Origin of the sequence: Myroides oncorhynchi (genome assembly GCF_020905415.1) — a bacterium.
GTDB classification, from domain to species: domain Bacteria; phylum Bacteroidota; class Bacteroidia; order Flavobacteriales; family Flavobacteriaceae; genus Flavobacterium; species Flavobacterium oncorhynchi_A.
This window is the reverse complement of the sequence record NZ_JAJJMP010000001.1, coordinates 105,308-125,203: the sequence shown is the minus strand read 5'-3', so window position 1 is coordinate 125,203 and position 19,896 is coordinate 105,308. Positions and strand designations below refer to the sequence as shown.

General features: G+C 31.1%; 16 protein-coding genes and 1 pseudogene. 14 read left to right on the top strand and 3 right to left on the bottom strand.

Features of this window, described 5'->3' with window-relative positions:
* Window positions 1-8: 8 nt before the first annotated feature.
* On the bottom strand, window positions 9-263 hold the full coding sequence (locus LNQ81_RS00420) for a MerR family transcriptional regulator (RefSeq protein ID WP_071307422.1): 255 nt from the start codon (window positions 261-263) through the stop codon (window positions 9-11).
* 215 nt (window positions 264-478) lie between these two features.
* Between LNQ81_RS00420 and LNQ81_RS00415 the strand changes: the two genes are divergently transcribed.
* The 3 genes from LNQ81_RS00415 to LNQ81_RS00405 all read left to right on the top strand — a co-directional run bounded on the left by LNQ81_RS00415 (window position 479) and on the right by LNQ81_RS00405 (window position 2,066).
* Complete coding sequence (locus LNQ81_RS00415; RefSeq protein WP_229944209.1) at window positions 479-886, top strand: XRE family transcriptional regulator; 408 nt, start codon at window positions 479-481, stop codon at window positions 884-886.
* Between the two features lie 139 nt (window positions 887-1,025).
* Entirely contained in the window at window positions 1,026-1,709 is a 684-nt protein-coding gene (locus LNQ81_RS00410; protein ID WP_229944208.1) for a nucleotidyl transferase AbiEii/AbiGii toxin family protein, read from the top strand.
* A 39-nt stretch (window positions 1,710-1,748) separates the two neighbouring features.
* Entirely contained in the window at window positions 1,749-2,066 is a 318-nt protein-coding gene (locus tag LNQ81_RS00405; protein WP_006260078.1) for a DUF6922 domain-containing protein, read from the top strand.
* Between the two features lie 172 nt (window positions 2,067-2,238).
* On the opposite strand, the gene LNQ81_RS00400 is transcribed toward LNQ81_RS00405, so the two are convergent.
* The gene (locus LNQ81_RS00400) at window positions 2,239-2,802 is read right to left on the bottom strand and encodes a hypothetical protein (RefSeq protein ID WP_229944207.1); all 564 of its coding nucleotides are present in this window, start codon (window positions 2,800-2,802) and stop codon (window positions 2,239-2,241) included.
* Window positions 2,803-3,124: 322 nt separating this feature from the next.
* On the opposite strand from LNQ81_RS00400, the gene LNQ81_RS00395 reads away from it, so the two are divergent.
* From LNQ81_RS00395 to LNQ81_RS00370, 6 genes and pseudogenes are all read left to right on the top strand, one after another.
* Window positions 3,125-4,861, top strand: a complete 1,737-nt coding sequence (locus LNQ81_RS00395) for a hypothetical protein (RefSeq protein ID WP_229944206.1) — start codon at window positions 3,125-3,127, stop codon at window positions 4,859-4,861.
* Between the two features lie 375 nt (window positions 4,862-5,236).
* Window positions 5,237-5,722, top strand: a pseudogene (locus LNQ81_RS00390) (BfmA/BtgA family mobilization protein); the annotation flags it as partial.
* A gap of 2 nt (window positions 5,723-5,724) precedes the next feature.
* Complete coding sequence (locus LNQ81_RS00385; protein ID WP_229944204.1) at window positions 5,725-6,291, top strand: DUF5712 family protein; 567 nt, start codon at window positions 5,725-5,727, stop codon at window positions 6,289-6,291.
* A complete protein-coding gene (locus LNQ81_RS00380) occupies window positions 6,266-6,673 on the top strand; it encodes a DUF5712 family protein (RefSeq protein ID WP_336245908.1) in 408 nt (135 codons plus the stop codon). Before LNQ81_RS00385 ends, LNQ81_RS00380 begins: the two co-directional genes overlap by 26 nt.
* A gap of 265 nt (window positions 6,674-6,938) precedes the next feature.
* Window positions 6,939-8,465, top strand: coding sequence for a T9SS type A sorting domain-containing protein (locus LNQ81_RS00375; protein WP_229944203.1), 1,527 nt, complete (start codon window positions 6,939-6,941; stop codon window positions 8,463-8,465).
* A 3-nt stretch (window positions 8,466-8,468) separates the two neighbouring features.
* Window positions 8,469-9,101, top strand: coding sequence for a hypothetical protein (locus LNQ81_RS00370; protein WP_229944202.1), 633 nt, complete (start codon window positions 8,469-8,471; stop codon window positions 9,099-9,101).
* On the opposite strand, the gene LNQ81_RS00365 is transcribed toward LNQ81_RS00370, so the two are convergent.
* On the bottom strand, window positions 9,070-10,173 hold the full coding sequence (locus tag LNQ81_RS00365; protein WP_229944201.1) for an IS4 family transposase: 1,104 nt from the start codon (window positions 10,171-10,173) through the stop codon (window positions 9,070-9,072). The two genes, LNQ81_RS00370 and LNQ81_RS00365, sit on opposite strands and share 32 nt — an antisense overlap.
* Window positions 10,174-10,299: 126 nt before the next feature.
* Between LNQ81_RS00365 and LNQ81_RS00360 the strand changes: the two genes are divergently transcribed.
* The 5 genes from LNQ81_RS00360 to LNQ81_RS00340 all read left to right on the top strand — a co-directional run bounded on the left by LNQ81_RS00360 (window position 10,300) and on the right by LNQ81_RS00340 (window position 19,827).
* Complete coding sequence (locus LNQ81_RS00360; protein ID WP_229944200.1) at window positions 10,300-12,966, top strand: RHS repeat domain-containing protein; 2,667 nt, start codon at window positions 10,300-10,302, stop codon at window positions 12,964-12,966.
* A gap of 14 nt (window positions 12,967-12,980) precedes the next feature.
* On the top strand, window positions 12,981-16,724 hold the full coding sequence (locus LNQ81_RS00355) for a DUF6443 domain-containing protein (protein WP_229944199.1): 3,744 nt from the start codon (window positions 12,981-12,983) through the stop codon (window positions 16,722-16,724).
* 1 nt (window position 16,725) lies between these two features.
* Window positions 16,726-17,274 carry a hypothetical protein gene (locus tag LNQ81_RS00350; RefSeq protein ID WP_229944198.1) on the top strand — a complete coding sequence of 183 codons (549 nt, stop codon included), beginning with the start codon at window positions 16,726-16,728 and terminating at the stop codon, window positions 17,272-17,274.
* A 455-nt stretch (window positions 17,275-17,729) separates the two neighbouring features.
* The gene (locus LNQ81_RS00345) at window positions 17,730-18,455 is read left to right on the top strand and encodes a thioesterase domain-containing protein (RefSeq protein ID WP_229944197.1); all 726 of its coding nucleotides are present in this window, start codon (window positions 17,730-17,732) and stop codon (window positions 18,453-18,455) included.
* A gap of 817 nt (window positions 18,456-19,272) precedes the next feature.
* Window positions 19,273-19,827 (top strand): IS110 family transposase, encoded by a 555-nt coding sequence (locus tag LNQ81_RS00340; RefSeq protein WP_058699636.1) that lies wholly within the window; start codon window positions 19,273-19,275, stop codon window positions 19,825-19,827.
* Window positions 19,828-19,896: the final 69 nt, after the last annotated feature.

Sequence of the window (19,896 nt, the reverse complement as noted above, 5' to 3'; positions counted from 1 at the left end):
GTAAACTTCTACTCATTAAAAAGGTTCATAATATCTTTTCTGTTGTAGTAATACGAACCAAGTATTTTGCGATACTGCAATTTACCACTAATGCGTAGTGTTTGTAGTGAAGCTGGCGAGATACTGAGTAATTGTCTTGCTACTTTAGCCTTTACCCATTCAAGAGAAGTTTCTTTGTTTTGCTTGACTAATAGATCTTTTAACTCTCCAATGATTGTTTGAGCAAACAATCTCAAATCGTCTTTTGTAATTTGACTTTCCATGATAGTTATTTTTTTGGTTAAACAACTAAACTACAATCAAAACAGATGATACTCTGTTTTTGGCAGTTTCAAGGTCTATTTTGCTATGAATTTCCTATTAAACAACTATAATATTCTCATATTGGGATATCTTACCGATTATTTTATAACTTTACAATTCAATCTTTTTAAATCATTGGCTTTATCTTTGAGCCTTCTTAACTCAGCTATTAATTATGGAACATAAAATACACCAAGGAAGAAATGTAAAGCGTTTTAGAGAAATGCTTGGAATCAAGCAAGAGGTTCTTGCTTTTGATTTAGGAGAGGATTGGAATCAAAAGAAGATATCTTTACTTGAACAAAAAGAAGTCATTGATAATTCACTGTTGCAACAGATTTCAAAGGTGCTTAAAATACCTGTAGAAGCAATTGAGAATTTTGATGAAGAGCAAGCTATTAATATAATATCAAGTACATTTCATGGCACACAAGGCTTGATAAATTATAGTCCAGTTTTTAATAACAACCCTATTGATAAAATTGTTCAACTTCACGAAGAAAAGATTGCCTTGTACGAACGTATGCTAAAAGAAAAAGATGAAATGATGGTTCGTTTAGAGAAGTTGATTCAAACGAAGTAAATAGATTATTAATAAATATATGAAAGCTTAACCTATGGTTAGGCTTTTTTTTGTGACTTATAAAGACAAATAGAACCTCATTAAGCCAATACATAATATAGGAGGTTTTCAGGAATACTTTTCTGAAAATTTTTTAATTATGTTATATAAACAAACCGTTATTAATGAGCTTTGGGAATTACTTCAAAGGCTTATGAAAGATGAAAAGTTACAAGATTTTATTCTTGTAGGAGGAACAGCATTAAGCCTGCAAATAGGTCATCGAATTAGTATTGATATAGACCTATTTTCGACCAAAGATTTTGATTATAAATCGATATCACAACATTTAAAACAAAAGCTTAATGCTAATATAAAGGAAATGTTTAATAATACTATTTTAATGGATATCAATCGAGTTAAAGTAGATATTATTGCACATAAATATCCTTTGCAAAAAGAAGTATTGAATATAGACAATGTACGATTAGCTTCTTTAGAAGATATTGGAGCAATGAAACTTCATGCTATTTTTCAAAGCGGAACACGTATCAAAGACTTTGTTGATATGTATTTTCTTTTAGAGCACAATCCTTTGCAAACCTATTTAGATGCTTATAAAAACAAGTATAATGGTAATACAGCATTAGCATCCTATGCATTAACTTTTTATGAGAATATCTATCGAGATTTTGAGGTTATCTTGATGCATGGAAAAGAAAGTAATTGGGATAGAATGAAAGAACGTTTAGAAAAAGCTGTTGCAAATCCCTCTTTTAAATTCGATTTAGAACCCGATAAAAAAATAGACCAACATGTTAGAAAAAGAGGAATACGCAGATAAACAGTTGCTTAACCTTCATGAAATCACTATATTTATAATATGAAAAAAGAACAAAAACTAACTGATATTTCAACTTTAGGAACTCAATTATTTTGGGACACTGACATTAATAAGCTTGATTATCAGAAAGCATATATTCCCATTATAGTACGTGTAATTGAACGTGGCGATCAGAGTGAAATAGATGAAATCGTTCGGTTGTATAGCAAAGAAAAAGTGCTTCTTACAATATGTAAGGAGATTAAGTTCTTACCTAATTACGCTATTGAAAGAGCCATTAGATTTTTTCCAGAACTTAGAAAAGAAGATATGCTTTGTTATCAAAACAGAAAAGATAAATCCTATCATTGGATATAAGAAAAAGCTAGAGTACATGTAATTTTGTACTCTAGCTTTTTTGCTTTATTTGGGTAATTAATACTCCTTTCTCTTTACCAATTTTGCGACCTTCGGGAGAAAAACAAGTGGTCTTTGATACTGGAAAATTTTCAATTTGTAAGGACAAAGACACATCTCGATAATTTAAACGTCATTTCGTTGTGGATAATAGCTCCTCAGAATCTTTAAGATAACCTCGTTTATGGATTAACCAACAAGCATCAAGTAGCTTATATAAATAGATAGGAGGAATTTGGTAATATACTTCAAAAATTTGCTTTTCTTTTAAAGCATCTTGTATATAATCAGCTGAAAAATAATCTAAATCTTCTAGGCTAACCATTGTAAAAATATTCTTGAAGGTCATATAAGGATTTAAGTACTCTTCTAATGTGAGAGAGCCTAAGTAGAAATCATTAAAATTATCTGTTTTAGGGACAGTTAATTTTCGTTTTTCAAATCCTTTAGGCTTTTTAAAAATAGTATAACATGCTCTAAACATAGAATGGAGTATGAAAAATCTATATACCATATCCCCAGCAGTTCCTTTATACCGTTTTTTTATTTCTAATACATAATATGAATACTCATTTAAAAATGTCTTATAGCTTTCTAAGCTGTAGGAAGAAAACATCTCTTTAATAATTTTATAAGGGCATTTGATGCCTCTTTTAGTCCACAAATGTGATTCTAAGGGGATTTTGATTGCTTTCATAATTCAAGTTTTTTAAGGTTTATATAAAAGTACCTTCTTACATATTGGTAAACTATTCTATATCAGGGATAAAATATGCATTTAATCAGCCTGAGTATTATCTTGATCAGTATTTAGTTCAACAATGCAAGTCATTAAATCGATGAATATGCGTATCATCCCAAATCAAATAATACTTTCTTTATAATTTTTTAGATTCATAAAAATGAACTTTTTGTAGAAGATATACTATTCACATCACAAACTATAATATCTTTTAATTGAATAGATTACCTTAAATCAAGGTAGGAAATTGCAGTTGTTAACCTTAAATACGGTAATTATGAAATCAATCATTAACAAGCTTGAAAGCTTAAAATTATCAAGCGAACTAAAACATGAACTTGAAGAATTAATCAAAAAAAAATTAGTGGGATTTATTTTTTATTCACAGAATAACTTGCTCAATCATCCTATTATTACCCTTTGTTTTTACGATATTGATGAACTAAATTATATTCGTAAAAGCAAATGGATTACTAAAGGGATTAATCACTACCAAGTAAATATTTATTGCTTATGTATCAAAGATTTTTATCAATCTGATTCTTTTCAGAATATAATGTATTCAATATTAAATTTCCAAAAAGAAAATCTCACTTATGGTTCTTTACTTGATGCCGAACCTTTGTTTAGTTTGCATCAATCCAAACAGAAAGAAAATGATTTTGAAAAATATATTTCTAAATGGTTTGCTAAGCATTACAAAAGAAATACTAAGTTTTTAAAGTCCTTAAAAAAGGAGTTGAAAACTAATCTTATAAATGAACAATCTGCTATGCTTGGTATAAAACAAGTAATACAAGATACAAAAGAAAGAGTTCAACCTATACTATCAGGGAGTATTCAGTATAGTAATGCTTCTTTTCTAAATTTTGTGTTTACTCATTGCTATCCTGTTCAAGATGTTTTTGAAGAAGACTTTGACTTTTATGTAGAAGATATGGTTTCATTATTTAGAGAAGAGCTAAAACCAAAGAAAATTACTGAACAGACAGAACCCAAAAAACAACTAACAATAGGATATTTCCTTAACATAGCACAGTATTTTTTAGAAGCTATGTACATAGAAATACCACATCGAATACTAAGTAAGTATAGATACATAGTAAACAAACAAAAATTACTATCATTAGATAGCCCAGAACAAATAACGGAAATACAAGAGGCTCTTGAGGAAAGAGCAAGAAAGGCTTTAGAGAAATATAAAAAGGTGAAGTCATTTTATCTAATAAAAAGAAGAGCTAATGAGCAGGTACTCTTAAGTTCTGAGCCCCCAACTCCCTATAAACTACATCTACTATTAATAGCAAGTGTTGAGACGTTGCACATCAATGAAGAGGGAAATATAAGACAATACGTTTCTTTTCATACTGAAGATTTAGTTGATGTAACCACAATCTTAATAAAAAAATCAAATTGGCATTTACATATACCTGTATACCATTCTTTCTTTAGAACAAATCTAACAGAGGATAAACTGTGGATTGGAGCACCACTAATAGCTGAGGATCCAGATTTAGAAACGTTCCCATTAAGTGAACTTAAACTAAAATTTTGGACAGAATGTAAAGCAATGGTTAAACCTATTGTAAAAAGGCTCAGTTACCAAATAGAGGACTGTCAGAGCGATGCAGATGTGATTTTATATAAGTATACCTTACAGCAACTTGCAATGGCTATACTTTTTGCTAAAATGGATTATATGCCACAAGTACACACTATAAGTTATCTATGGCGCTTAATTCAATGGTATGCCCCAGAATTAAATCTTGTTATTGACTGTGATAAGGAGATAAGAGAAATACTATTTGATAATTATACAAGTCTTAGAAATTATCCTAATATCAAATTCCCAACTGTTAAATACACAGAAGAACAGTGGAACAGAGTTTATTATTTCATTTGTAAGATTTATGAGCTTGCTAAAGAGTGTTATCTACAATATGAAAAAGGCATATTTGATTTTGAGTGTAATAAAGGATTAAACAATATAGAAGAGGTTTATACACAAAATTAATTAATAAAAAGGAACTGACTCTATTTGGCTAAATATGTCTTGCAATATTCTGAATCACATTGATTTACTTTGCCTTAAGAAATATTAAAAGAGTAGTATATCACTACTCTTTTCTTTTACGGTAATATATGGTTTTGAAAAAAGCAAGCGGGACTTGGGCAGAGCCCTAGTCGCTTGCCTTTTTACTGACGTTGCAAAGGGTTTGAGTATACTGAAGGTATACTCTGGGGCTTTCAGCCTTTATAAAGATGGGATTTGGGTATACTTAAGAGTATACTCTTTTAAGATTAATGAATTTAAAAAGGAATTTGTATGAAACAATTAGACACAAGTAGTATTCGCTTTTCAAAACCAGTCAATTAAAAGCTTGAAAAGCTCGCTTTAGGATTTAAGCGAAGCAAGAAAGAGTTATTTACTCAGATGGTGGATTACTTCTATAGAAGTAAAAAAGATCCATCGGACTTTGGAGATGAAGTTTTAAAAAGGGAATTATCCTCGGGAATCGGTCGGATAATCTCTTTTATAAAACAACAAGAGAAAGATTTTTTATTGCCAAGCTTTACAGATGTAGGACTTTTAAAAGTTGCTATGGTTCAAAGTAATGATAAGCTTAGTAAGATTGATAATCATTTAGCTAGAGAAAGTGAGATAAGTACTGCCCTAGTCAAGAATACTAAAAGCATAATAGGTGGAATAAGAGTACTAATAAATCATCAAAGGCAAAAAGATGAGCTCAAAGAGCAGTTTAGCAAGCTTTTAGAGTATTACATCCATTCACGTGAAGAAATGGGTTGGGCAACAGCTAATGCAAAGAAAGAACAGTTAATAGAGCATGTAAGACAATCCTTAAATAATATGTAATTATGTTTATAAATATTACTGATTCAGAAACTGGAAGCAATAAAGGTAGTTCTGCAAGACTTGTTGCCTACTTAGAAAAAGAAAACAAACTAAAGGCTAATGATGAAAAGAAGGAACTTTGGTTTACTAATGGTAGATATGATGTGTCACATCAAGAAGTAAGAGTTAAGCTTGATAATAACGTAGCTAAGCTTTGCAAAACGGATGATAAGTTTTTCTTAGTTAATATAAGTCCAAGTGAGAAAGAGATTCTCTTTTTAAAACAGAAGTACGGAGAAGAATTGCTACAGCAGAAACTAAAAGAATATGCTACCGCTGTTATGGATGCTTATGCACTCAACTTTAGAAAAGAGAGTATAATAAGTAGCAAAGACCTTCTTTGGTTTGGAAAACTTGAACATTTTCGGTATTACTCTAATATTGATGAAAAAGCAAAAAGCGGAGAAGTAAGCGTTGGTGAAATTAAAGAGGGTGAGCAAATGCACTTACAAATTATAGTTAGTCGCAAGGATATAACTAACAAGATAAAGCTAAGTCCTAAGAATAATTCAAGAGGTAAAAAATACTGAGCAATCCGCTAAGTTTGGACAGTTTGACAATCTTGCTTTTAAAGTAAATAGCGAAAGGCTTTTTGATGATATGTTTGATTATCAGAGAGAACTCAAAGAAAAGCTTGTGTATTCTGTTACTATGGATAAGGGAAGCATTGAAGAAAAGCAGTCTTTAAATTTATTGGAACAGGTCGAAAACAGTTTAAATAGAGAAGATTATTATAAATATATTCAAGATATTTCATTAGATAATATTATTGATTTTAAGAGATTAACAGAGTTGTTTAGTATTGAAAGCTTGAGTTTTTTCAACTTTTTATCCATACCTATTCAATATGAGGAGCAGTTGAATTTTAAGTTAGAAGCTAGCATCAAAAAAAGATTAAAAAGAAGTAGATAAGAATCAAATCGCCTTTTATACACTGATTTATAGCTGTGTTATTTATTAAAATAATAATATAATGTCTTTTATAGTGTGTGTTTGTTTTGTTGTTTGTTGTATTAAATATAAAAGTATCGTTTTTTGATATATTTTTTTACACTTGTAATCTATAGTTAATATTATATTAATTTTAACATAATTAAATTAATTCTAAACGATGAAAAAACAACTACTCTATCCTTTATTTTTCTGTTTGTCCCTAAACTGTTATTCGCAAAAGATTTTGTGGGAACAAACCTTAGGAGGTAATAACTCTGAATACTTATTAGATATGATTCCCACAGCAGATAACGGTTTTTTGTTAGCTGGTGCAACTCAATCTTTTAAAAGCGGAGATCTTACAAAAGAGCGCAGTAGTAACTATGATGCCTGGCTGTGGAAAATGAGAGCTAGTGGTAAGAAAGAGTGGGACTTGCGTATAGGAGGCAATGGAGACAATTTTCTAAACAGTGTTGCTCATACCTTAAAAGATGGAGGCTTTATTTTAGGTCTTAGCTCAAGTAGTGATAGGGATAATTACAAAACAGAAAGTTTAATAGGAAAGAGTGACGCTTGGATTATAAAGCTCGATGCAGCGCGTAATGTGCTATGGCAAAAAGCCTATGGAGGATTAGAAAAAGAAGAACTTGTTAAAGTACTTCCTTTAATAGGAGGAGATTATATTCTTTTGATCAATAGCAACTCATCTAGTGGAGGAAATAAGGCTGTACCTTATTATGGAGGACAGGATATTTGGGTGATAAGAATTAACTCTGAAGGAGTAATAAAATGGCAGAGAAGTTTCGGGGGAGAATACGACGATATCGGATCAGATATTATAGCTACAAGTGATAAGGGATTTTTAATAGGAGGTTATAGCAATTCATCAGTAAGTGGAAATAAAACAAGTGATTCTTTTGGCAACAATGATTATTGGGTAATTAAGATAAATGCTGATGGTAAGGAACTTTGGCAAAAGACGTATGGTTCAGAGGGCAATGATGAGTTAAAGCAAATACAGGAAGTCTCAAAGGATGGTTATAGACTATATGGGATATCGGATTCAGAAGTGGGGACTGCTAAAAACAGTGGATTGCAATCCGAGGTAGATTATTGGTCACTAGATATTGATAATCAGGGAGAGGTAAAACAAGAACTTTCCTATGGTTATGGCTCAAGAAACTTTTTAAGTAATGGTCTAGTTAAAGATAATGGTACAATCCTACTTGGTGGTACAACTCTAGAGAAGACAAAACAAGGAACTAAGGTAAGTTTTCTAGGCACACTACTTAACAAAGAAGGAGATGTGCTATGGGAAAAGAGTATCTCTGGCAAGGGAGAAAATGTTCTTTCTAAACTGATAGAAACTAGAGATGGAGCGTATGTATTTGCAGGAACCTCAGACTCTAAACCAGATAGAGATAAAAGTAGTCAAAAGGGGATGAATGATTTTTGGCTTGTTAAAGTAAAGGGGAAAGCATCTGATAAGAACAATCAAACCCAAGAAGAGACAGATAATGATACAAGTAAAGAAAAACTAAAAATAGAGGCTATCCCCAATCCTGTAGTTACTTATACCAATATCATTATACCTGTGGAATATAAAGCTGGCTTACTTAAGCTCTATGATATCACAGGTAGAATATTATATCAACAAGTAATCAAAAATCAAACTGAACCACTGAATCTAAGCGGATATTCTAGAGGAACCTATATTATATCAGTTAAGACAGATGTTATAGAGGCAAGTGTAAATGTTGTAAAAGAATAAGTTATGAAAAGAGAAATATCAATCTTATTTTTTATTTTAATTCAGGTTTGTCTCTATGGGCAAGCAGGAAATATTCAACAGACTAAATTTAACCGATTGGATAACCTACCTCCAGAGGTAAGAAAGTATGTTGAATATGGAGACTATTCACTAAATTATACTAGGGCTACACCTAATATATCTTTACCAATTTATACTATTTCCACTAAAACAGGGTTAGAATTACCCATCAGCCTAGATTATGTTTCAAAGGGAATTAAAGTAAACGAATTAGCCTCAAATGTTGGGCTTGGTTGGCTTTTAAATGCTTATGGCGTAATTACAGTAGATCACTCTTTAGAGTATGATCTTGGTGTAAATATGAAGACTAAATTAAAAGCCTATGACACAGGAGAAGTGCATAATACAAATAGTGCAGCTCAGGACTTATATAGTTATTTAGATGTACTTAATGGAGGTGCTATACAAGGAAAAACACCTGTTTATTCCTATAATTTTTTAGGACATAATGGCAAATTCGTTTTTGATTCTACAGGAAAGTCTTTTGGTGTTCCATATACTGATATGGAAATCTCGCTTTCTACAGATAAGAAAACAATTACAACTAAGTACACGACAAAAAACAAAATACATTGATATTTAGTTGATTAACTTTAGAATGAAATAGTCTAGCCAAGTAATCAAGGCCTAATTTTACTACACTAATACTTCTATTACTATGTTTTTTGAAGGATATAGGTTTAATGTATGTATCGATATAATCTCCAATTTTATAGCACCAAACAAGTGCAAGCATTACTAGCATAATGAGCTGTTCAAGTTTTTTAATACACTTTAAATGCGTGTCTTCAATATTAAAACCACTTGACTTCATTGCTCTAAATAATGTTTCTATTTGCCATCTTTCTTTATATTTTTCAGAAGCATTTTCGGGTTTATTAAAACTTACAATTATACAATAATCAGTTTTGCCATCTGTCATTATCTTTGTGGCTGACAGATAACATAGTTGTCCATGTAGATACACAATTTTTTCATAAGCTCTAAACTCTCCAACTTTTAAATTGTAAAACAGATGATATGCATATTTATCTTCTTGCTTATGAGGTAGATAAACTTTAAAATTGTTTCGAATACGTATATAATACCTAATTCTTTCGTTATTCAAATATTCTATCCAACGTTCTCCAATAAACTCTCTGTCAGCTAATAAGCACTCTATACAATCTTTTCCAAACCATTCTATAAAATCATTAATGAGTTCTTTTCTCTCATTGGTATTTGAGTTTCCTTTTTTATCTAACATCTTAAATATTAAAGGGAAAGCAACATTTTTGTAACAAACACCAAGCATCAGTATGTTGATGTTTTGATTTCCAAACTTCCAGTTTGTACGATCTATAACAAGGGTATATTTATCTTGTTTAGGAAGAATAGCAAAGATGAACTTAGCTACAAGTTCAGATGTTAACTTAGCATCATAAACAAAACGTTGAATACGCCTACAGTTACTTTCTGCTTTAACTGAGTTGTCAAATGCTATAGATATATTTGTAAAATTGACTGACTTTACTTTGCATAGAGCCACGATAAATAAGGAAATAAAACTGATCCTAGCTAAATTGAGTTTATCCTTAAAACCTCCTTTTAATATCGTTAAAAGTTCTGTACTTTTGTAATCTAGGCTGTTGTTCGTTTCTAAAGGCATTACGTGAGAATTTTTCCTTTAAGATACTGAATATCAGCCTTTTTTACAAATATATGTCTCGCCTATTTTGTTGTAAATCAGATATTTAACATTTTTGTCGGGTACTAAGCAATTACAATTAAAGATATGAAGGCCAATATCTATTATTTCACAAAACACTCTTATAGCATTACTAGTGACTATTATCCTCAAGATTTTACAAGTTATAATGTTTTCTATGTTTTAAGTAAGATAAAACTATCCAATAGTGAAGAGATAGATTTTAGTTATTACAATGAAGACACAGGTTTAGCCTTCTTATACCACTATCAAATACAATATGATTTTGATAATGATTTTGATTTAGAACAATCTGCCATGAAAGGGGAACTTGGTGGGGTAGATCACAGTTTAAGGTGTAATAGAAATCTTTGGCCTGTTAATAAAAAAGTTAAAATAAGTGGAGCTAGTCCTAATTTGAATATTAAAGAGATAAAATATGGCAATACTAAAGTAAGTTTTAAATATTCCTCTCAAGAGGGACTACTTATAGATAATACGATGTACCGAAAAGATGTAGGTACAACAGCAAAGGCGCTTAAGAAAATAGAAATAAGTTATAACAATCAATTGGTTAATCAATTTATGTTTAATTATGAATATTTTGTAAGTGACGACAATAGTCCTAATAGATCTGAAAAGTACAGATTAAAACTATTGTCTTTGACCAATAACCAAAATGAAGTACATTATTTTGAATACAATGAAGATGTAAAGTTACCTCCTAGAGATTCTTTTGCCTTAGATCGTTGGGGCAACTATAATGGCAAAGTATGGAATCAAGATTTACTTCCTAGTCTTAGTTTTAGTCTTAATGGTTCTGCAGGAAAAACTGATAATAAATATTTTAATGGATCAAATAGAGACGACGCACATTATTCAGAATTACAAGCTTATCTATTAAAAAAGATTACCTATCCAAGCAAAGGATACACAGAATTTATTTATAGTCAACCAACAAGTATTGTTAAGACAGTTAAAACAAAGACAATTTCTTTTGGAAAAAGTGTAGAACTTAAAAGAGATAATACTGAGGGATTTAAAAATGAAACATTTAGTTTAAGAGAAATAGGTTATATACCTAATAGTGGAGATAGATTGTTTTTTCATATAGTAAATAGTTGTGATAATGCATATCTTTCAGGAGGTGATCAGTTTGTTGCTCATGGGTCTAATGGGTCTGTATCTTTTAATGTTCCTGATGGATTTACAAGGAATCCTTATCTTACTGTTCTCTATAATTTCTCAAGTACTAAAAATATAACACTAGGTCCTTTATACCCAAAAGGAGATAAAATAAATATAGATTTAACAAAAGATGGAGACTGCCTTGTACGAGGGAGAATTCGTGTCGAAAGGGAAGTTCCTGATACAATAACAAGTTATCAAACAGCTCCATTAATATATTTATATGGTTATAGAAGTTATAATCACAATAATGTAGTGGAAAAAGAGGTAACATATGACTATAAGCAAGATATACAAAGTCAACATGCTCAAATAGCTTATAATTTACCAATATTGCATGGAGTGTCTGAGAAAACAATGGGAGCTGTTTCCTCTGCCAATTCTAGAACATGTAGAGCGATTGTTCGAACCTCTAGTGCTATGAATTATGTGGAGGAACCTTATTTTCCTTATGTACATGAGACTATAAAAGAAGTTGGTAGAACCTATTATGAATTTAGTGGAGGGGCAAGTAATGCTGTTAGTGGAGTTTTAATTGATACTTATCCTAGTTACAACTATGACTTTAATTACTCAATAAAAAATGATTTTAAACAAGGAATTTTACTTCACAAAAGTGTTTATGGATTAGATAATAAGCTAAAGTATAGTTTGATAAACACTTATGAATATGATAAAAACTTTACTACTCTTTCTAGCAATAGCATAGGTACTGGTAGTGTGAGTTATAATATTCTTTTAAAAGGGAAGTTCTCAACAAATCTAAATAATATTACTGGTAGTAATAATTATTTTACATATCAGTTATTACCAATAGAGAGCGCTTGGGTTAGAAAAACAAGTGAAACAGAAAGGAACTATTTTGAAAATGATTTTATAGAGACTAAAAAAACATATCTCTATGGCAATGCTATAGAATCGCCAGTTCAGATAAATACAGTTTTAAAAAACAAAAATAGAATTGAGAAGTTTACCTATCCATCAAGTGGAGATCTTTTGTATCTAAACAATAAAAAAGCAGAGGTTATTAAATATGAGCTTTCTGAGAATTCAGAAAAATTACAAACTATTGAAAACACGTATAAGAATTGGGGAAATAGTATAATTGATAAACAAGAGATAAAGATCAGTAAAGGCACTGCTGCATTAGAAAGTAATCAAAAAATACTTCACAGAGATAGTAGAAATGGAAATATAATTGAATTAGAGACAGGTGGTGTTAAAGAAACTTATCTCTATGGATACAATAGTGATTTATTAATAGCAAAGATAGAGAATGCATCTAAAGAGCAGGTAGCAAGTGCACTAGGCGTATCTGTAGCTAATCTTTATACAATGGATGAGAGTAAACTAGCTCAGATCAATAATCTTAGAACTAATGCTAGTTTAAAAGAGGCACTGATTACCACTTATGAACACAAACCACTTGTGGGAGTGACTAAGCTCACAGACCCTAAAGGTGTATATATAACTTATGAGTATGATGGGGCTAATCGTCTAAAGGCGATAAAAGATAAAGACGGTAATATTCTAAATGAATATGAGTACAACTATAAGAACAACTAAAAAACTAAGCAGAGATGAAAACATATCTATATATACTACTATTTAGTATTTGTTGTTTACATGCAATAGTAGCTCAAACGAAGTCTCAAAATTATATTAAGACTACTCAATATACACAGCCTGTCAAACAAGCAAGTACTACTTTAGCTCAGAAAACACAGGTAGTGTATTACGATGGTTTGGGACGACCTATACAAGAAGTGGCAGTAGGTGCTAGCCCAACTAAAAAAAGTGTTGTAAAGTACACGGAATATGATTTAAATATAGGTCAAACCAAAGATTTTTTAAGTTATCCAGTTGCTAATGGAAGTTCTGAGTATGTAGCTAACGCTAAAACTGGTACACTTAATTATTACAATACGGATAAGTACCAAAAAACTACTAATCCTTATAGTGAGACATTGTATGAAAAATCACCTCTTAAAAGAGTATTAAAGACAGGTTCTCCTGGAGAGGATTGGAAAATTAGTGGTAACAATACAATCGATTTTTCGTATCGATTCAATACAGCAAATGAGGTTAAGTATAGACAGGCAAAAGCAACTTTAGCTTCAGCTACAGGAATTTATAATGTAACTATTGTAGAGAAAGGAACATATCCTGTAAATTCACTTTATGTAACTTCTGTATCAGATGAAAATGGTAATGTGACACAAGAGTTTAAAGATCAAGAAGGAAAAGTAGTATTAAAAAGAGTCTATAACAATCTTCAAGGGGTGCCTACTTTATTTAGTACAGTTTCTAATGCACCTATGTCAAGCCCTATGCCTAGTGCAAGTAATATAATTGGTGATGAACTTAAAGGAAAGTCAGTACAGGATGTCATTGATAATTTTGACAAGATCGTAGAAAATCTAGAAAAAAATGTAGACAACCAGATAGATAATACCACAAAAGAAGTAGAGCAGTTGCCTAATAACCCTTTAAGAAGCTCTGGAGTGATTACAGGTACTGGAGAAACATTAGATACTTATTATATCTATGATCAATATGGAAATCTATCTATAGTAACTTCTCCACTATTAAATGGTGATGTTACCTTGGCTAATGTAGACAAGCTAGGTTATCAATATAAATACGATACCAAAAACCGACTAGTTGCTAAAAAGCTACCAGGTAAGACTTGGGAATATATGGTCTATGATAAATCAGATAGACTAGTAGCTATAGGACCTGTATATAATCCTTTTGGCACTGAGGCTAAAGGATGGATGGTAACTAAGTACGATGCTCATTCTAGAGTGATTTACAGTGGGTTTTACAGTGGATTAACAGTTAGTGAGACTACGCGTAAGACTTTTCAGGATAATGTAAATGCTAATGCTATATCTTTTGAGAAAAGAGCCTTATCAACAAACATCGGAGGAGCACCTGTAACTTACACTAATACTGTTTTTCCAAAAGATAACCTTACTGTACTAAGTGTTAACTATTATGACGACTATACCTATCCTGGAGCAGCAACTAACTTTACAGCAATAGAAGGTCAAACAGTTATACAAAATGCAAAAGGATTACTCACAGGAAATTGGACAAGAGTATTAACTACTTCTAGTGAGAATAAAGCAAATATTACTTTTATGTTGTATGATTATAACAGTCGTGTTCTTAGAAGTTATACTAAGAATTATTTACAAGGATATACACAAGTAGATACAAAGTATACTTTTACAGGACTTCCATTAAAAGTAACCACTAAACACAAAAGAGATAACGTTGCAGTGCAAAGTATTGTTGAAGAAAACTTTGTTTATGATCACGCAGAAAGATTGTTACATCAAACTCATAAGGTTAATAATTTAGCAGAAGTTGTGCTTTTTGAAAACGTATATGATGAACTAGGGGCTTTAGAGAAAAAACGCGTTGGTGGAAAGCGCTCAGGTAGTGCGACAACTACTAATACATTCTTACAAGAATTACAGTATAAATATAATGTCAGAGGATGGCTTACAGAGATTAACAATACAAATAACATAGGACAATTAAACAATGGCAAGCGCTCATTATTTGCCCTTAAATTAAACTACAATAAGCCTGAACAAAGTATTAGTGGTATAAATGCCCTTTACAACGGTAATATCTCAGAACAAATTTGGGTTAGTGGTATAGATAATAAAAAGCGCAGTTATGGTTATGTGTACGATGGAGCTAATAGATTAGTATTAGGTTCTTTTAAATCTCCTGATTTAAATTCAGCTTCAACAGCTAATCTATATGATGAAAAACTAGCCTATGACAAAAATGGAAATATTTTAAAACTTGATAGAAATGGAGCTTCTGTAGGGGGAGTAACAACAGTAATTGATAAGCTTACTTATGGTTATGAATCAGGAAGTAATAGGTTATCTACTGTAAGAGATGCCACAGGAAATCAAGAAGGTTTTAAACAAGTAAATACTGCAGGTGCTGATTACATCTATGATGAGTTTGGTAATCTCACTAGTGATAAACACAAAAAAATAACTAAGATTAAGCATAATCACTTAAATTTACCTGTAGAGATTAACTTCGGAACTGATAAAATAGAGTATCTTTATACAGCTAGTGGAGAGAAGATACAGAAGAAAGTCACAGAGAAAGGCGTAGTTACGCTAACGGATTATCTAGGAGGGTTTCAGTATGTAAAGGGTAAGCTTAGTTTCTTACCTACAGCAGAAGGCTTTTTTAATGCTGAAACAAATTCTTATGTATATCAATTTAAAGATCATCTAGGCAATGTAAGACTGTCTTATAGTGATAAGAGTAAAAACAACATAATTGAAGCAAATGAGGTTATAGAAGAAACAAACTATTACCCTTTTGGGTTAGCACATAAGGGCTATAATCAGAAGAATGATGCTTTAATGAAAGATTATAAGTATCAATACAATGGCAAAGAGAAACAGGAGGAATTAGGGCTTAACTATTACGATTATGGTGCTCGTAACTATGATGCAGCTATTGGCAGATGGATGAATGTGGATCCATTGGCGGAGAAGTATCCCTCTTGGACACCATACCATTATGTACACAATAATCCGATTAATTTGATTGATCCTACGGGGATGAGTGCTATCCCACCTGAAAAAGGTAATTTTCAAAATGGAGATGTTCATACAGATAGTGATGGTAGTTGGACTTATAACAATGGGATATGGAATGATAACTCAGGAGGAGAAAATAATTTTATTCCTGAAATAAATATTATAGCGCAAAAGAAAGAATCAAATAGTTTCTGGAATTTTTTAGCTGATTTTACAGGAGGAAGCCAAGCTGTTCAAATAGATGCTGATGCGCAAAAATTATCTGCAAATTCTGATGGAAGTACAGATTGGAGAGGATATTCAGGATATTCACTGATGATGGAGAAGGCTACTAATCCAGGAAATTTGGAGATTGGAAGAAATTTATTTGGTAGATCTTTAGAAGTAGGAAAAGTAGAAACTACTACTACAAAAATGAGTGGTAGATTAGGAAATATGGCAACAAGGAATCAAATAAATGAGATATCTTCACACCTGGAAAGTAGAGGTTATACTATAACAGGTGGTGGTGGTAGAACAGCAGAGGAATATTTGAGACCGTTGGGAGGTGGAAGAAAAGGTGGTTCATATCTTGATATAACAGCTACTCATCCAAGTTATCCAACTTTGAGAATAAACACTGTTGATGTTCTCAAAGATGGTATTACACCAACTACTAGAGAACTAAGAAATGCCGCGAGAATTAGAACTCAAATTGGAAAAGGAGAACATTTAATCTTAATACCTAAACAATAAAATGAAAAGTAAACAAATAATGTTTTTTGCAATTTTGGAGGATATTAAACCATTATTTCAGGAAATAGAACATTCAATAAATATTTCGTATTATTTAGCTGGATTACATGATCAATCAAAAGTATTTGTTACTAATACTATTTTGGAGATACCTAATTTAGGTTTTGTTTCATTTGGTGATTGGAATAAAATAGATAGGTATTTAATTTTAACAGAAGAAGAAAATTTAAACTTTAGAGAGGTTGTGCAAAGAGAAGGTACGACGAAGTTTGCAATTGATCAAATGAATAATCCTAAATCGATTGAGCTAAAAGTAGGAGGTATTTATTTAAATAAAGAAAATGTTATTGTTGCAGGGAGAATTTCGACTATTTCAAATGATAATGATTCTGAAAAGTTATTTAAATTGTTTTCATCTAAAATTAAAAGATATTTTAAAAAAGTAGATACATTTTATGTAGGACCAATGGCTGAATTAAAATTAAAAGAAGGTTGGCGATTGGTTACAAATGAAAGTTCTCCTAGGGATTATGATTTGGTACTGAAATGAGTAATATTAAAAGTTAAATACGGAGTTTTCTTAGTTACCTTTACATAAAATAAAAGTAAAAATCCCAGCCGTTAGGTTGGGATTTATGTTTTATAAAATAGAGTGAATTTTTCTTTTTGCTATAAAGGCATCAATGACGGAGAAGATGTGATTGCGATCTGTTTCTTCAAATTCAGATACTTACAGAATGCAAATGCTGGTGTCTTTATCAATTAGAACTTCTTCTTTCACTGTGAGGTAGTCTAAAAATACTTCTAATTTTACATAAAATAGTGTTATAGCTACCGCAGGAGCTATAACACTATTTTATGTAAAAGATTTTTAATGGAACTATTTTTATTTCAATTGAAAAAGAAAGATGAGAGAAAAAAAGTATATTTGATAAAAGGAAGAGTATAAGTTACCTGTAAGATTGAATGACGTGCGAGCGGAAAATTGAGTAGATATGGCTAAGTGTGGATCCGTTGGCGGAGAAGTATATGAGTTTTACTCCTTATGCCTATGTGGGGAATAGACCTTTAATAGCTGTTGATCCAGATGGAAAAAGAATATACTTTGTAGCAGGAGCAAATAATGATTCAGATGGGTGGAATTATGTTAATAGGTTTGCTAATATTTTTAATAGAAATAGAATTCGTGATTTTTATAGAGTTAATGCTTCTGGAGGAAAAACAAAAGATATAGCCTTTACTTCTTCGTATAGAAGTTATTCTAATGTAGGAAAGGGAATAAATGGAAAAATAAAGAGAAGAGATCATAAACAAATCGAAAAAGCTGTAGATGGTATTAAGAAAACTCTTAAAGAAAAACCTTTAAAGGAAGGTGAACAGTTAAATTTAGCAGGCTATAGTTATGGTAGTGTTTTACAAGCACATGTTGCTTTACGTCTTGCTGATGAAGGAATTAAGGTTGATAACTTGGTTTTAATAGGGAGCCCTATTTCAGATAAGTCAGAATTATATAATGCATTACTTGATAATGAAAATATTGGTAAAGTAATTAGAGAAGATATAGTTAATGATAAACTAAGTAACCCTCAATCATTAGAAGAGTTTATTGAAGGAGGAAAACAAAATAGTTCTGATAAAGGGCCACACTTTAATTTGGCTAGACCAGGTGATGAAGAGGATAAAAATATTGATAAACTTGCTAAAAAATTAGTTAATGAAGGAGTTAAATAAATATTGTTTTTTAGAAATACTAATAGTGTTTTTAATTATTTATCTATTGTTGATATTAGTTCTATTTTGGTCTACGCCTTTTATGGTTAGTTTTGGAGAAAAACACTCTTTATTAATGCAACTAGTAATTTTTTTGCAAGATAATCCAATAACATTAACAGATTTTAAAGGTAATATAAATAATAAAGTCATTTATTTTAATGCTTTTGTATGGAGTTTGTTTTTTTGTTTAATATATAGTATTGTTAAAAGATTTTTAAAAAGTAATAGATAGATAGGTTTTATTTGAATTAACCACTATGAATTAGAATTTTATAGTGGTTTTACTTTGTTAGTATTCAATAAAATATGTCAATGGCGAATAGTCACAGTTCTTATAACTATATGTTTAATAATCCGATTCGGTTTGTTGGGCCGGATGGGATGAGTACGGATAGTTGGTATGAAGATTGTAGCTACGATTTTGCGTTTACCTAGCCAAAGCATTGATTGTTTTGACAAATAACTAGAGATACAAATAAACAATAGATAAAAAGGTATTTAGGTGGTGTATTTGGCGTTAACTAATATGCTTATGACTAGCTTTTACATTACAAAAAACATATTCTAAATAAGTTACTGCAAAAGTAACAGCAAGTTATGTTTTGAGGCACTCGAAATTAAGATTCGAGCTTTCAAAACGACTTGCTCTTGCAGAGGGCTGGAAAACTACTCCGAAGTCGCTATGTTTGTCAAATGTTGATGATAAAAGACGTAAGTAATTATATGGTTTTATAAATTTGAAATAAAATATTAACTACCAGGCAAACAGCAACTTATGAAGTACAAAATAGCTAAAACTATTGAAAGTAAACAAAAACTTTTTGTTGGAATAGATGTACATCTAATAAGTTGGACAGTGACAATCTTGATAGAAAATATTGTTCATAAGACTTTTACCCAGCCTGCTGTAGCTTCTGTTTTAGCAGACTATCTAATTAAAAATTTTCCTGATTGTGAATATCATTCTGCATATGAAGCGGGATTCAGTGGATTTAGATCCCATTACGAATTGCTTGATTTAGGAATAAACAATATCGTGATTAATGCATCGGACATTCCCACTACACAAAAAGAGATGTTCCAAAAGAATGATCCTGTGGACAGTCGAAAAATTGCAAGGGCCCTAAGGGCAGGACAGCTTCAACCTATCCACGTTCTGAAAATACAAACTTTAGAAGATCGTTCTCTTGTCAGAACACGTGACATGTTGGTGAAAGACTTGGTTAGGCTGAAGTGCAGGGTTAAGGCTTTTCTTCACTTTTATGGGATAGACATACCAATACAATTCAATTCAAGAGTCCTTATGCACACTGGATTAAACGCTTTATAAAATGGTTAAGGAAAGATTTTCAGTTAAGTTCTTCTTTTGCGTTATTATCTTCGTTTGAAACTTTTTATC